This window comes from Lysinibacillus capsici (genome assembly GCF_020217405.1).
In the GTDB taxonomy this organism is placed as follows: Bacteria; Bacillota; Bacilli; order Bacillales_A; family Planococcaceae; genus Lysinibacillus; species Lysinibacillus capsici.
In genome coordinates this window covers 1,426,143-1,440,326 of record NZ_CP084108.1, presented here as the reverse complement: position 1 = coordinate 1,440,326, position 14,184 = coordinate 1,426,143, and the positions used below count along the sequence as shown (strand labels likewise).

General features: G+C 38.9%; 15 protein-coding genes and 1 riboswitch. Of the genes, 6 read left to right on the top strand and 9 right to left on the bottom strand.

Annotation, left to right across the window (positions count from 1 at the left end; translation table 11 throughout):
• Positions 1–79: 79 nt before the first annotated feature.
• Positions 80–1,195: an N-methyl-L-tryptophan oxidase gene (gene solA, locus LCP48_RS06805; protein WP_004232314.1), complete on the top strand. Its 1,116-nt coding sequence runs from the start codon at positions 80–82 to the stop codon at positions 1,193–1,195.
• Positions 1,196–1,237: 42 nt separating this feature from the next.
• On the opposite strand, the gene LCP48_RS06800 is transcribed toward solA, so the two are convergent.
• Genes LCP48_RS06800 through LCP48_RS06785 form a run of 4 tightly spaced genes read right to left on the bottom strand, consistent with a single transcriptional unit; the run spans position 1,238 to position 4,759 of the window.
• Positions 1,238–1,801, bottom strand: coding sequence for a 5' nucleotidase, NT5C type (locus LCP48_RS06800; RefSeq protein WP_004232313.1), 564 nt, complete (start codon positions 1,799–1,801; stop codon positions 1,238–1,240).
• A gap of 16 nt (positions 1,802–1,817) precedes the next feature.
• Entirely contained in the window at positions 1,818–2,903 is a 1,086-nt protein-coding gene (locus LCP48_RS06795; RefSeq protein WP_009370741.1) for an FAD-dependent monooxygenase, read from the bottom strand.
• On the bottom strand, positions 2,900–4,012 hold the full coding sequence (ribD, locus tag LCP48_RS06790; RefSeq protein WP_004232306.1) for a bifunctional diaminohydroxyphosphoribosylaminopyrimidine deaminase/5-amino-6-(5-phosphoribosylamino)uracil reductase RibD: 1,113 nt from the start codon (positions 4,010–4,012) through the stop codon (positions 2,900–2,902). Before ribD ends, LCP48_RS06795 begins: the two co-directional genes overlap by 4 nt.
• A 15-nt stretch (positions 4,013–4,027) precedes the next feature.
• The gene (locus LCP48_RS06785) at positions 4,028–4,759 is read right to left on the bottom strand and encodes a GTP cyclohydrolase II (RefSeq protein ID WP_004232304.1); all 732 of its coding nucleotides are present in this window, start codon (positions 4,757–4,759) and stop codon (positions 4,028–4,030) included.
• A 269-nt stretch (positions 4,760–5,028) separates the two neighbouring features.
• Between LCP48_RS06785 and LCP48_RS06780 the strand changes: the two genes are divergently transcribed.
• The 4 genes from LCP48_RS06780 to LCP48_RS06765 all read left to right on the top strand — a co-directional run bounded on the left by LCP48_RS06780 (position 5,029) and on the right by LCP48_RS06765 (position 8,837).
• Complete coding sequence (locus LCP48_RS06780; protein WP_004232302.1) at positions 5,029–5,664, top strand: GntR family transcriptional regulator; 636 nt, start codon at positions 5,029–5,031, stop codon at positions 5,662–5,664.
• Between the two features lie 158 nt (positions 5,665–5,822).
• Positions 5,823–7,022: a quaternary amine ABC transporter ATP-binding protein gene (locus LCP48_RS06775; protein ID WP_004232299.1), complete on the top strand. Its 1,200-nt coding sequence runs from the start codon at positions 5,823–5,825 to the stop codon at positions 7,020–7,022.
• On the top strand, positions 7,015–7,869 hold the full coding sequence (locus tag LCP48_RS06770; protein ID WP_004232297.1) for an ABC transporter permease: 855 nt from the start codon (positions 7,015–7,017) through the stop codon (positions 7,867–7,869). Before LCP48_RS06775 ends, LCP48_RS06770 begins: the two co-directional genes overlap by 8 nt.
• 83 nt (positions 7,870–7,952) lie before the next feature.
• The gene (locus LCP48_RS06765; protein WP_004232296.1) at positions 7,953–8,837 is read left to right on the top strand and encodes a glycine betaine ABC transporter substrate-binding protein; all 885 of its coding nucleotides are present in this window, start codon (positions 7,953–7,955) and stop codon (positions 8,835–8,837) included.
• Between the two features lie 42 nt (positions 8,838–8,879).
• Here LCP48_RS06765 and LCP48_RS06760 read toward each other — a convergent pair whose 3' ends face one another.
• The 3 genes from LCP48_RS06760 to LCP48_RS06750 all read right to left on the bottom strand — a co-directional run bounded on the left by LCP48_RS06760 (position 8,880) and on the right by LCP48_RS06750 (position 10,930).
• Complete coding sequence (locus LCP48_RS06760) at positions 8,880–9,194, bottom strand: DMT family transporter (RefSeq protein ID WP_004232294.1); 315 nt, start codon at positions 9,192–9,194, stop codon at positions 8,880–8,882.
• Positions 9,194–9,535 (bottom strand): DMT family transporter, encoded by a 342-nt coding sequence (locus LCP48_RS06755; protein ID WP_004232293.1) that lies wholly within the window; start codon positions 9,533–9,535, stop codon positions 9,194–9,196. The genes LCP48_RS06760 and LCP48_RS06755 overlap by 1 nt, the downstream gene beginning before the upstream one ends.
• Before the next feature lie 125 nt (positions 9,536–9,660).
• A riboswitch (guanidine-I (ykkC/yxkD leader) is annotated at positions 9,661–9,757 on the bottom strand.
• Between the two features lie 30 nt (positions 9,758–9,787).
• Positions 9,788–10,930: a PstS family phosphate ABC transporter substrate-binding protein gene (locus tag LCP48_RS06750; RefSeq protein WP_004232291.1), complete on the bottom strand. Its 1,143-nt coding sequence runs from the start codon at positions 10,928–10,930 to the stop codon at positions 9,788–9,790.
• Between the two features lie 251 nt (positions 10,931–11,181).
• On the opposite strand from LCP48_RS06750, the gene LCP48_RS06745 reads away from it, so the two are divergent.
• Entirely contained in the window at positions 11,182–11,655 is a 474-nt protein-coding gene (locus LCP48_RS06745; protein ID WP_004232289.1) for a YbaK/EbsC family protein, read from the top strand.
• A gap of 590 nt (positions 11,656–12,245) precedes the next feature.
• On the opposite strand, the gene LCP48_RS06740 is transcribed toward LCP48_RS06745, so the two are convergent.
• Together LCP48_RS06740 and LCP48_RS06735 are read right to left on the bottom strand one after the other, a co-directional pair.
• Positions 12,246–13,499 (bottom strand): glutathionylspermidine synthase family protein, encoded by a 1,254-nt coding sequence (locus LCP48_RS06740; RefSeq protein ID WP_004232284.1) that lies wholly within the window; start codon positions 13,497–13,499, stop codon positions 12,246–12,248.
• A 23-nt stretch (positions 13,500–13,522) separates the two neighbouring features.
• Complete coding sequence (locus LCP48_RS06735; protein WP_009370736.1) at positions 13,523–14,179, bottom strand: hypothetical protein; 657 nt, start codon at positions 14,177–14,179, stop codon at positions 13,523–13,525.
• Between the last annotated feature and the right edge of the window lie 5 nt (positions 14,180–14,184).

Below are 14,184 nucleotides of genomic sequence, written 5' to 3'. Positions count from 1 at the left end.
TGTGTCTATTTACTTTCTAAAATTTCTGTTTCCTTTTCTATAAATCTGTTATACTAGAGCAAAAAAAGTAGGGATTAGAATGGACTATGATGTCATAATAGTTGGTGCTGGCTCCATGGGGATGGCGGCTGGTTACTATTTAGCAAAGGAAGGGAAAAATGTACTTATGCTAGATGCCTTTACGCCACCACATGAAGAAGGTAGTCATCATGGGGATACAAGAATCATTCGCTTTGCTTATGGTGAAGGAGCTAGCTATGTACCTTTTGTAAAAAGAGCTGGCGAGCTTTGGCAAGAGCTAGAGTCATTAGCAAATGAAAGCTTATTTTTACAAACTGGTGTAGTTAATATTGGTGCGCCAACATGTGCCTTTATTCAAAATGTGAAGGCTAGTGCTGCGCTCTATAATTTAGCACTTGAACACTATTCACCTGCTGAGGCGATGAACAAATGGCCAGGGTTATTCTTACCAAAAAATTTAGTTGCTTGCTTTGAACCAACTGCTGGTGTCCTTCGTGTTGAAGCATGTATCCAAGCCTATAAAAAATTAGCCTTAGAAGCGGGTGCAAGCCTCCGAACAAATGAAAAAGTATTGGCTATCCAAGCTAGTGATATTGTACAGGTACAAACAGTACATAATAGCTATAAAGCAAAGCAATTAATAGTAACGGCGGGTGCATGGGCAACAGAGCTACTACAAACAGTGGACGTGAGCATACCCGTTACACCAACGCGGAAAACCTTTGCATGGTTTGAGGCAGATGAGCAGCTGTATCGTGATGAAGTTTTTCCAGCCTATTGCTTTGAATTTGCCGATTCAACCTACTACGGTTTTCCAAGTATTGATGGAGCGGGGTTAAAACTTGGACGACACGATGGTGGTGATGTGGTGAATCCAAACGACCCTCTACGTCCGTTTGATGCGTCTGATGCTGTTGACTTACAAAACTTCATTGATCAGTTTATGCCTCAGCATGGAACGCTTAAATACGGAAAAACATGTAAGTATTCGATGACACCAGATGAAGATTTCATTATCGACTTTTTACCTGAACATCAGAATATTGTGATTGCTGCAGGTTTTTCTGGTCATGGTTTTAAATTTAGTAGTGCCGTTGGGGAAGCTCTTGCAGATTTAATTGTAGAAGGCAAAAGTAAACAAGATTTATCTCCCTTTAAACTTAGTCGATTTTAGCAAAAAAGGATTGGTACAACGGTTAGACGTTGCACCAATCCTTTATTTTGTTAACATTGTTTGAAACTGTTGCCAATCATATAAACGTGGAAAATTTACATGCTGGTTATAATATTGATTCTTTAAGATTACCTTAGTTGTCACATCATGAAGTGTCTCAAGTACTGCTGGTTTATCATCTACATAAATATCTAAAGCAAGCTCTTTTATAATGGCTACTTTTTCTTTATCTTGCATGCCACAGAAAAAATGACCGTCTGTTATTGGAAAGCCCTGTGCTTCCATCCAAGCTTTTGTTTGCGCACAATATTGTTTTGGACGAGATGTAATATAGTAAATGTCATGTCCCTGCTCTGCTAAAGCTTGGAGGGTTTTTAATGCACCATCAAAAGATGGACAGTCCGTAAAATAGATTTCTTCCAATGCGCTATTCCACATGGCTGAACCTTCCTCATCCGTTAATCCAAATGGTTCATGAATTTCTACTCGTTGTATCGCTTGAAAGGTTTCAAAGGAAACATTTTTGCCAAGCTTTTTATTATAAAGTGAAAAGGCATGTGCTCGTAAATCAATTAATGTATCATCTATATCAAAGCCAAACTTCATCTAGTTGTTCGTCCTTTCACGAAGCCTTGTTTATAAAGTTAGAAGCAAATGTCTGCTCTTTTTCAATTTGTTTTGCTAATACTTCCTCAATGGCTTGCTCACGCATTTGTTGAAAATATTGTACGTTAAATTGTGCTAGTGTGTCTTTATTTAGCAAGGATGCAAGACAATCTGCATCTTTTAGTGCACTATTCAGCCCAAAAGCGCCTGTTGGTGTCATTGTGTGAACGGCGTCCCCTAGCAAGACAAGGCCCTTTGTCCCCCAACTATTACAATGGCTACTAAAGACATCAAGCAAAACAAAATCCTGCCAGGAGGTTATTTGTTCCTGTACTGTCTTCGTTAATGCTGGAAATGCCTCCACAAGCTGCTGGATAAAGGGTGTAAATGCTAGTTTTCGAAGCTGAGGGAAACTACCTTGCTCAATATTCCAGCCTATTTGAAGATAACCACCAACTTGTGTAAACAATGACAGCTGCTTATCATCGATGAGTGCCATTTTTATAGATGGTTCCCAATCAGCTGGTGCAGGGATTTTAGCCCACAGTAAATCAAAGCCATGCTTCTGTTTCTGAACATCAATATGTGCTTGCTTACGAATAGTAGAATAACGACCATCCGCACCGATAATTAACTGACTATCGATTTTTATAGGGTCTCCGCTTTTTATCGCCATAACGCCTCTATAATGACCTGTAGCATCCGCAATTAGCTTTGTAACCTTTGTATGTAGCAGGCATGTAAAGTTAGGGAACAGCTGTGCTTTTTGTAAAATTCCTTTTAATAAATTTGTCTGTGGTACATGAATGCCTAAATGTCCTATTGCTTCATCTGGATGAATTGTTTTAAATGCTCTGCCACCAGCATAATACTCGAGCTTCTCCATTCGTAATATCCCGAGTGCCTCGACTGCTTCAAAAAGATGGTGGCTTTTTAAAACAGCCTCCCCCTCCTCATTTAAATGCTCGCCACGAAATGCCTGACCAAGTGCTACATTTTGCTCTAATAAAATCACTGACAGCCCTTTTTTAGCAAGTAGGTAGGATAACAATGCACCAGCAGGCCCTGCCCCTACTATACAGACATCTGCTTGATAGTTCACTTTTCTTCACCCTGCTTTGGATAAGCAATAATACGCAAATCCTCGCCTATTTTATCAAATGAGGCAAACTCAACATTCCATGCCTCATCCATGAGAGAGGGATTATAGCCAGCAAACGGCGTTAACGATAGTTTTCCACCCAAAACTTTAGGAGCTATATATACTACATATTTATCGATTGCACCTTGCTGTAAAAAGGAAGCATTTATTTTACTTCCACCTTCTAGCAAAATATCTGTTATACCGTGCATATAAAGTTTTTCAAGCATCTCATCAATCTGTAGTCCATATTCATTTTTTTGTACAGGTAAAACTGTAACACCTTTTTCTGTAAATAAATGAATCTTTTCTTGGCTTACGTCGTCACTACAAACAAGAATCGTTGGTGCATCCTCTGTATTTAAGACATTTGCATTGTCAGGTGTACGTAGAGAACTATCCATAATAATACGTGTTGGATTTTTTCCATATCCTTGTTTTAGTCTTGTTGTTAAAGAAGGATTATCAGCAATGACTGTACCTACGCCAACTAAAATTCCATCTATTTCATGACGAATATTGTGAACATCCTCACGTGCAGCCTCTCCAGTTACCCATTTTGAATGTCCTGTATGCGTAGCAATTTTCCCATCTAATGTCATAGCAAATTTTGAAATAACAAATGGACGGTGTGTAAGCATATTGTGAATAAAACGCTCATTTAAACGGCGCGCTTGTTGCTCTAAAACCCCTACTTCGACCACTATTCCAGCATCTTGTAGCAATTGGATGCCACGACCTGCTACAGCTGGATTTGGATCTTGCATAGCAACTACCACTCGACTGACACCAGATTCCTTCACTAAATTGGCACAAGGTGGTGTCTTACCATAATGTGAACAAGGCTCTAATGTTACATATAATGTAGCACCCATTGCATGCTCTCCAGCCATTCGAAAAGCATGCACTTCAGCATGTGGTTCCCCTGCTTTTCTGTGTAAACCTGTGCCTACAATCACACCGTTCTTCACGATTACAGCTCCAACAAGTGGATTAGGGTTCGTATTTCCTTTAGCACTAGCTGCTAAATCCAAAGCCAGTTGCATATACTTTTCATCTACATTCATCATCATCGCAACCTCCACCTATTGCTTTTCACGTATATGTCCAGATTTTTCAACTTTCGTTTCTAAATAAAAACGATTCGTCTCTGTCAAACCGCCCCATAAAGGAACATGCCCTTCCGCAGCCATGCCACGAGCCTGTAATGCAGCCAATTTCTTCGGATTATTTGTAATGAGTGTTACTGGTTTGGTACGCAGTGTAGCTAATACCGCAAGTGCTTCGTCATAGGATCGTGTATCATCTGGAAAGCCAAGTGCATGGTTTGCTTCAACTGTATCGAGCCCTTCCTCTTGCAATAAATAAGCAAGAGATTTAGAGAATAGTCCAATACCACGACCTTCATGATCAGCTAAATAAAATATAGCTCCACAGCCATGCTCAACTATCATTTTCATAGATTCATGCAACTGGTATCCACAATCACAACGCTGGCTACCAAATATGTCGCCTGTGTGACAAATACTATGCATTCGGATTAAAGCACCTTCTGAATGGGTAAAATCACCATATACAAGCACAGAGGATTGTTGTAAAAATGCTAAATTGGCAGCGGCTAATCCATCAATGATTTCTTCTTTAGTTAAATCCGCATCAATTTTAAGCCAGTTATACCATTGAAAAGTTGCAGAAAAATCACCTTGTTTTACAGGTAATTTCACTGGCCCAACTAGGCAAATATTCTCTGTATTTGTATGCTTTACTAATGTCATTTTATCTTTCACTAAGTCCATCACTTTAGTCGTAATTGTCATATTAATCTCCAACCTTCTATAGAAACAGTTGGCTAAATTCACCAACTGAGCACATGTATTTTCACACCACTTACATAACGTAACTTAGTTTATAATAATAACTAAAAAGTGTCAATCAACAGCTATTACTCTTTCATTATAATTATTAAAGATGAGAATTTTATTATTACTTTTTCATCATATACTACTAGCTTATGGAGATGCTATTTTTTCTGTGCAGGCTAGTCTATAATAAGCTTTGGTACAGTAATGACGAAAGGAAGTTTAACATGAACTTAGAAAAAAATGTTCAACTAAAGCAACCAAAATATCAACAAATAGCCATTGATCTCGCCTCCAAGATTGTTGAAAGAAAATACAGCATTGGCGATAAAATATATGCAAGATCCTCTCTTGCCAGTCAATATAATGTTTCCGCTGAGACTGCAAGAAGAGCTATTGCCGTTTTGCAAGACTTAGAAATTGTTGAAGCTTCAAAAGGTAGCGGTGTAATTATAAAATCGTATGAAAAAGCGGCTCATTTCGTCAGACAGTTTCATGATGTACAATCGATTCATGAAATACAAAATGAGCTTTTGACAAGTATTCAAAAGCAACATCATGAATTGATTAATTTACAAGACAAGGCAAAGCAACTCATTAGCCGCACAGAGCATTACCGATCAGTCAATCCGTTCATTCCTTATCAATTAGAAATGACAGCTGATAGTCCATGCATTCATCAAACTGTACAAGCTTTAAATTTTTGGCAAAATACTTCTAGTACGATCGTAGGTATTCGCCGTGGCAATGAATTATTACTATCCCCCGGTCCTTATGTCTCATTTGAAGAGGGGGACATTATTTATTTTGTTGGAAATGATGAAAGTTTCGCTAGAGTTCAAAGCTTTTTATACCCAAATTAAAATCCGTTTAAGCGCTGATATAACAGCGTTTAAGCGGATTTTTTCTTATTTGTCGATTTGACAAAAGTAACAACCCTTTGCTACAGTAAGGTTGTTACTTGTTTATTTTTGGGTATCATTATCCTCACATAGTAATAATCTACGAAAGGAGTGCTTCTATGGAAAAAATTAAAATAGAACACGTATCAAAAGTGTTTGGCAAACATATTCCCCAAGCACTAGAACTCGTTAAGCAACAAAAAAGTAAGACTGATATCTTAAAAGAAACAGGTGCAACTGTTGGTGTATACGATGCAAGCTTTACTGTCAACGAAGGAGAAATCTTCGTTATTATGGGATTGTCAGGAAGTGGCAAATCCACGCTTATACGGCTTTTAAACCGCCTAATTGAACCAACGAGCGGAAACATATATATCGATGGAGAAAATATTTCTACCATGGGAAAAGAAAGTCTACGGTCTGTAAGAAGAAACAAAATGAGCATGGTTTTCCAAAACTTCGGTTTATTCCCCCATCGTACATTACTTCAAAATACCGAATATGGCCTTGAAATTCGGGGTATTTCAAAAGAAGAACGGCAAGCAAAAGCTGAACAGGCTTTAGAAAATGCCGGATTACTCGCTTATAAAGACCAGTATCCAAATCAGTTATCAGGTGGTATGCAACAGCGTGTAGGTTTAGCACGAGCCCTTGCTAATGATCCTGAAATATTACTAATGGATGAAGCATTTTCAGCCCTTGATCCATTGATTCGCAAGGAAATGCAAGATGAGCTACTCGATCTACAACAAACATTGAAAAAAACAATTTTATTTATCACACATGATTTAAATGAAGCATTACGCATCGGGGATCGCATTGCCATTATGAAGGATGGCTCTATCATTCAGATTGGTACGGGAGAAGAAATATTAACTAACCCAGCAAATGATTATGTTAAAACATTCGTGGAAGATGTGGATCGTTCTAAAGTATTGACAGCTGAAAATGTCATGGTACGTCCAGTTTATGTCAATACAGACTTAGATGGCCCTAAAGTGGCACTAAAGCGTATGCGTCAAGAGGCTGTTAGTTTATTAATGGCTGTTGATAAAAATAGACATTTAAAAGGCTATATCACTGCAGACGATGCACTGGCTGCAGCGAAGAAACAAGAGCAAACCGTCCATTCTATTGTGCAATCGGAAGTGTTAACCGTTCCACCAGATATGCTACTACAGGATATTTTAGGGATGATTTATAATTCTCCTACTCCTATTGCCGTTGTGAAAGATGGTCGCTTGCTTGGTGTACTAATTAGGGGCGTTGTCATCCAAGCACTGTCAACTAGCGATGAGGAGGCCGAAGCACATGAATAACTTTTTAGATAATATTCCAACATTGCCACTAGCTCAGTGGGTAGAATCAGCTATGGACTGGTTGACGAGTAATTTTTCAGCGTTCTTTAACTCTATTCAGCAATTCGGAAAACTACTCATGAATCAGGTCACTGATTTATTAATTAGTATCCCAGCCATTATTCTTATACTTCTTGTCGTGATATTTGCCTTCTTCGTTTCAGGCAAAAAGTTAGGGCTTGCTGCATTCTCATTAATCGGCTTGTTGTTTATTTATAACCAAGGATTATGGACTCATCTTATGGAAACAACCACGCTTGTGATCTTTTCCAGTATTATATCCATCATCATCGGTATTCCACTAGGTATCTTAATGTCAAAATCAACGGTAGCTGAAAACATTATTAAACCAATACTAGATTTCATGCAAACAATGCCTGGCTTTGTCTATTTAATTCCGGCTGTTGCCTTTTTTGGTATTGGTATTGTACCTGGAGTCTTTGCATCCGTTATCTTTGCTTTACCCCCTACTGTACGTATGACAAACCTCGGTATTCGTCAAGTACCAAAAGAATTAGTGGAAGCTGCAGACTCCTATGGTAGTACAGCTAGCCAAAAATTATTTAAAGTAGAAATTCCACTTGCTAAATCAACCATTATGGCAGGGATTAACCAAACCGTTATGCTGTCACTTTCTATGGTAGTTATTGCCTCTATGATCGGAGCTCCTGGTCTAGGACGTGAAGTATTAACAGCCCTACAACGTACCCAAGTTGGGAATGGCTTCGTTGCAGGATTAGGTTTAGTTATTTTCGCGATCATTATTGACCGTTTAACACAAAGCTTCAATAAAAAGAAAGCATTATAGAAATGGCATCTTTCTTGCTACCATCCATCCTCCGATGGATGTCGGCAGTTTGATACAAAATGATGAAGAGAAAGGGAGATTCGATGAAACTGAAAACACTATCAAAGTTAGGAATGGCTCTAGGTCTAGGCTTCATGCTTGCTGCATGTAGTGGAGGCGACTCAGGCTCAAGTTCTGGAAAAAACAGTGATTCTAAGGAGGTAAACCTAGCCTATGTTGAGTGGGATACAGAAATTGCCTCAACAAATGTTGTTGGGCAGGTACTCGAAGATTTAGGTTATGATGTAACATTAACTCCTTTGGATAATGCGATCATGTGGGAGGCTGTCTCCAAAGGAGAGGCTGATGGAATGGTTGCTGCTTGGCTACCACATACACATGCTTCACAATATGAAAAATATAAAGCTGATTTAGATGAGCTAGGTGAAAACCTTGCTGGTGCAAAAATCGGTTTAGTTGTACCAAGCTATATGAATGTCAATTCAATTGAAGATTTATCTAATGAAGCAGATCATACAATCACTGGTATTGAGCCAGGTGCGGGCATTACTGCTGCTACAGAAAAAGCATTAGAAGAATATGATAATTTAGCAGATTGGAACTTTATTACTTCTTCTTCTGGCGCGATGACAACAGCATTATCAAAAGCACTGAAAGATAAGGAAGAGATTATTGTCACAGGCTGGTCACCACACTGGAAATTTGCGAAATATGATCTTAAATACTTAGAAGATCCAAAAGGTGTATATGGTGGAGAAGAAACGATTAATACATTCGTACGTAAAGGCTTAAAAGAAGATTTACCAGCTGTATATTCAGTACTCGATAACTTCCACTGGACAGCAGAAGATTTAGAAAGTGTTATGTTAGAAGTAATGGATGGTAAGGATCCAAAAGATGCTGCGAAAGAATGGGTTGATGCTAATCCTGATAAAGTGGCTGAATGGACAAAAGACGTAAAAAAATAATATAAAAACAGGCACTCCTGCATAAGAGGAGTGCCTGTTTAATTATGATAGCAATTTCAACATGATTGCTGCTCCTAATACAAGGACAATACAAACGATGCGTCGCCAGTCCTTAGATTCATTAAAAAACAGCATACCTAGCAGTGCTCCTCCAGCTGCACCAATCCCTGTCCAGATCGCATAGGCAGTACCCATTGGTAATGTTTCCATCGCATAGGCAAGGCCTGCAAAACTTAAGGTGAATGCACCAATCAACAGTCCTAAATTTTTCATACTCTTCGTCTTATTATATTTACTAATCATATATACGCCCAACATCTCACATACCCCTGCAACAACTAATGCCATCCATGCCATTATTCACTCACCTCTTGTTCCTTAGGCTCTCCTGTTACTAGCTTTAAGCCTACAACTCCTGCAAGTAACACAACAATACATATGATTTTTGCTAATTTCCACGGCTCTCCAAATAGCAAGCTATCCGCACATACAGTACCAGCTGTTCCTAATCCGACAAAGATTGCATAAACGGTCCCAACTGGTAGATGCTCACCTGCTTTAATGAGCAAATAAAAACTAATAAAAATGGCAATTGCTGTACCAATCCATTCTAGTACACTTGTTGCATGCTTTAACCCAATGACCCAGCCAACTTCAAAGCAAGCCGCTATAATGACGCTGATCCATTGTTTATTCATCATAAATCCCTCCGTTTTATAAGACACGGCCGACTAATTGGATGATCCAACTACTTTTTCAGCATTCGTCAAATGACTTGATTTTAGCCAAACAAAAAAGCCTGAAGAAACTGTCTTTAAACAGTATCTCCCAGGCTTTTATCCTTCCGTGTCACAAAATCAATTTGTGGTTTTCTCTCGGACCAGACTAGCAAGCGCTACGGAACCCTAGAAAACTTTTATTCGATTATTACTCTTAGTATAGCAAACTATTCAATGATTTTCCACTGGTACATAGCCAACCTTTTCTACCATTGCCTGCCCCTCCTCAGAAAGTATCCAATCAATCAGTTTCTGTACATTTTGATTTTCCGTTCCTGCTGTGATGGCATAAAATTCAGACACTAAAGGATATGTACCATTTTGAATATTCTCTTTTGTTGGTGCTACTCCGTCAATGGATAGTAATTTGATCTTTTTGTTACCAACCATCTCTGTAGAATAATATCGAAACGTAAAGCCCAAGGCATTTTTATAATTTCGATATTGCGACACTTCACGAATGATTCCGCCCATTCCTGATGCAACATCTTCAGTGGGTGCCTCCATGATTGGCGTATTGCCCATCAGCTTTTCTAGTGTCGTTTGGCTTCCACTATCTGCTGGGCGTTGGAAAGCACGAATGGCCTCATCCTCCCCACCCACTTCACGCCAATTAGTTATTTCTCCAGCATATATTTTTTTGACCTGCTCAAGTGTTAAATTATCGATTTTATTTTTACGATGCACAAAAAAGACAAATGCCTCTCGACCAATTGGCGTCATATCAAATGTAAGTCCTTCCTTTTCTGCTTGCCATTCTTGTGAGGTGGACGGGGCTGCCACAAAGATCAAATCAACATCTCCAGCTATTAAATTTTGATAGGCCTCTGGTGTACGACTTACTTGAACTCTACTATTATATGGAGGATATTCCCCTTTGGGATAAGTAGCCTCCACAAAAGCCGCATATAAAGGGTACATGGCTGTTGCACCATCTAGTCGTGGTAATGACTCTGTCAATTGTAAGGAAGCTTTATTTTTCACTATTTCATTGCCAGGGACAAATGGCTGATAGACTGTTACATCAATTTCCGCATCAACAGTGGGAATACTCATTTTATAATAATGTTGAATCGGTTTAATGGCTGCAATCAACAGGGCGATTCCCATGACACCAAATAGCAAGCCCCTTCGTTTTTTTGTGTTGGTCCATTTAAACATGCTACAAACAATCCAGACAAATAAACAAACGGGTATAGTAAAGACCAAATTAATTAAATGCAGCCCACCACTTAATGTGATAATGAATGCAACCATTAATGTCACAACGGATAAACCAATTAGTATCGATACTATTTGTATAAACTTAAGCATACAAAGACCTCCCTAGTGTAATTTTACACTCCTTACACCAATGGTACCCGAAAGCTAAAGCATTCACAACTATATATTCTGAAAATTATGGTAAAATTAATTTTGTCTTGATTTTAATGAATGCTTTTTGTACGAATGTGGTATATCAAATATAGAAAACGCTCTTTATAGAAAAAGAAGCTTTTCGAATAATCTCAAAAATCTTGACAACTATGCTAAGGCATAATTGATATAAGTAGGAGGATGTACATATGGCAATCGAAAAAGTACGTCGCCATTTAGCACAATGGCATGTAGAACACAAAATACAAGAATTAGAAGAAAGCTCCGCAACAGTTGAATTAGCAGCACAGGCACTTGGCTGTGAGCCAGAGCGCATAGCAAAATCTTTATCTTTTCTTGTAAACGATGGAGCGATCTTAATTGTGGCAGCTGGTGATGCTAAGATCGATAATGCAAAATATAAAGCCGTATTTGGTACGAAGGCAAAGATGTTATCCAAAGATGATGTAGAGACGATGATTGGCCATGATGTCGGAGGTGTATGTCCTTTTGGTGTGAACGAGGGCGTAGCCATTTATTTAGACGAATCTTTAAAACGTTTTACTACAGTATTTCCAGCGTGCGGTAGTAGTAATTCAGCCATTGAGGTAACCATTTCAGAACTTGAAACATATGCTCCCTATAAAGAATGGATTGATGTCTGTAAAGGCTGGAATGAATAAGGACCAAACGATTGGCGATACTTTTAAAAGTCTCGCCAATTCATGTTGTTGAAAAAAGATAATATCGCTAGGAGAAATAATACCTTTTGGCAAGGTAAGGGTTGATTTCCGTTCTGCCAGCGTCCTTTCCAGGGCGCGTCCAATGAGCCGCTTCTCTCACTTCCGTTCGCTCCAGGGTTTCATCAGTGACGCTAAATCCCCTAGGAGTGACGCTGGCTCCTCTCCAATCAACCATTCTGCAAAGTGTCTTTACTTTTTTCATAGTAGCATAGTAATAAAATCGCCCATTATCTGTATTCATAGAGGGGATAAGCTCTTATTTTCAATGTGGAGAAGTGATGAGTGACAAGAAGTGAACACCTTCACTTTATTTGAAAACCTTTGCTAAAAAGATAACACCTTTGTAGGTTGGAGTGGAAGGCTACTTGACTCCCGTGGGATAGCGAGTCAGGCGAAACCCTGCACGGAGCGGAGCGAAGGAAGCGGTTCGGCGCTCGCCCACAGGAAAGCAAGTAGCCTGCAACGGCAATCCATTTTCACCTTCTAAAAAAATTTTATGGGTGGTTTTGTTTTTCAGCACTATAGATTTGTTATTCCTTGTAACCAACGGCTAACCAATGTGAATCCCATTCTGTAATTTGATTGCCTACCCGACAGCTTAAACCACATGCTCGATTATCAGCAACAAATGAGCCAATTAGCCACTTCTTAGCGTTATATCCTTCTTTTAACTGCACTGTTATGCTAGGCATCTCCACATATTGTTGATAAATAAACAAATTATCATCATAATGTTTGGATGTGGAAGCATTTACTCTCCGCCCACTTCCTTCGTAAATTTCTACTGTATTTCCCTCACGTGAATAAACAGGCTTCTTGACATAAGGTACATCATCTCGAATAAATGGTTCTGCTGTAAGGTATGTAGGAAGCATATATTGCAAAATAGCTGCTCGTTCCTCGGAAGTAAAGAGCAATGGATCATTTCTCCGCTCCCATATTAACCATAATAAGATTTTCGATTGTAATACATAGGCAGCAGGTGGATTAATAATTGCCAGCTGTCGTTTTTTGACAAGCTCTAAAAGATGCAATCCAATGCGATCACCATCCGCTGCGACATCATCTATTAAAAACTCTACAGGGTGTGCGGGTCTAAATAAAATATCAATTTTCTCCATTGTAGGTGTATAAAGACCTTGTGCTACCTCAGACGTGTCACTAGAAAAGATGATAAGTTCTTGAATGGGCACATACTCAATGTCAAAAGGAATACAGGACTTGATAAACTGTACCTGGCAATACTCTTCGTAGTCCTCTTTCGCTGTTTTTCCTGTGATGACAATCTTTGGTTTTTTGACATTATGTAAGTATTGGATGGCAGCAAAAAGAGCGCCCGACAATGCTTTTTGTAAGGCTGTTACATCATTTGGATTTTTATAGCCAAAATGCTGACATAGTGCGCCATTCATCTTGAAGGTTTCTTGTACAAGAAAAGGTGTTTCTCCATTTAACTCTAAACATTTAATGTAGCCCTCCTCTGTACAAATAAAATCAAAGCGTGCCAGAATTGATTGCTGCTGCAAATAATCTAATTGAATATATGGGATCATTTCCGGTCGAATACCTAAGGCTAAGAGCTGATCGACCGATAAATGTTTGAATTGTTTCCCAACTTTTAAAAAGATGTGCCAAAGTATTTGTGTTGCATAATGAAGTTGATCAATTTGTTGCTTTGGCAATTCTATAACATCATATAATGCATACTCTAAATCCTCAAAGTCAGGAAAGAAGTCAGGGAAATTTGAGTAAAATACTTGTCGTCGCTGTGTGTGATTCATCATGTTCTTCACTCCCTATCCAAACCTTACGAGGAGGACGAGCCCCCACGAGATGCCCCACCAGAACCAAAGCCCGATTTCCCTGTGCTTGAGGAAGAGCTATTGGAATAGGAATTGGAACTCTTAGATGAACTATCTGTCGAATAGGAGCGTTGTCCACTCGAATAAGAATTTGATCCACTTGAAGTTGAGCTACCTGAGGTTGAGCTAGCCTTATTTTGCGTACTGTTTGTTATACCATTTGTTGATTTACTTTCATCCTTAGCGTTTGATGACGATCGTGGCACTGCTGAGCCGCCACCATTGCTTTGCTCATATCGATCTGTACCATTTTTTAAATTGCGACTTTTGTATATCGCACTTCCTATCATGGCTCCAGCCGTTGCATACATCAAACCATTAAAGAAATGCTGTGCATAGTAAGGTGAATTTTCATCGATACATTCAAAGGAACCATCTTCACCTTCTTGCCATTCATCACAGGCATCAGCCATTTCACTATTGTAAACACTTTCTATTTCATCACTTGTATTTGCTTGATTTTGATCTTCAGTTATCTGATTAGAAGTAGTTAAAGGGTATTCTTCTGCTGTTTGAGTTTCACTATTTCCACATGCTGCTAGCTGTACAGCCATCAAAGATGCTGTTGTCACAGCCATATATTTTTTTATTTGCTTTACCATATTAT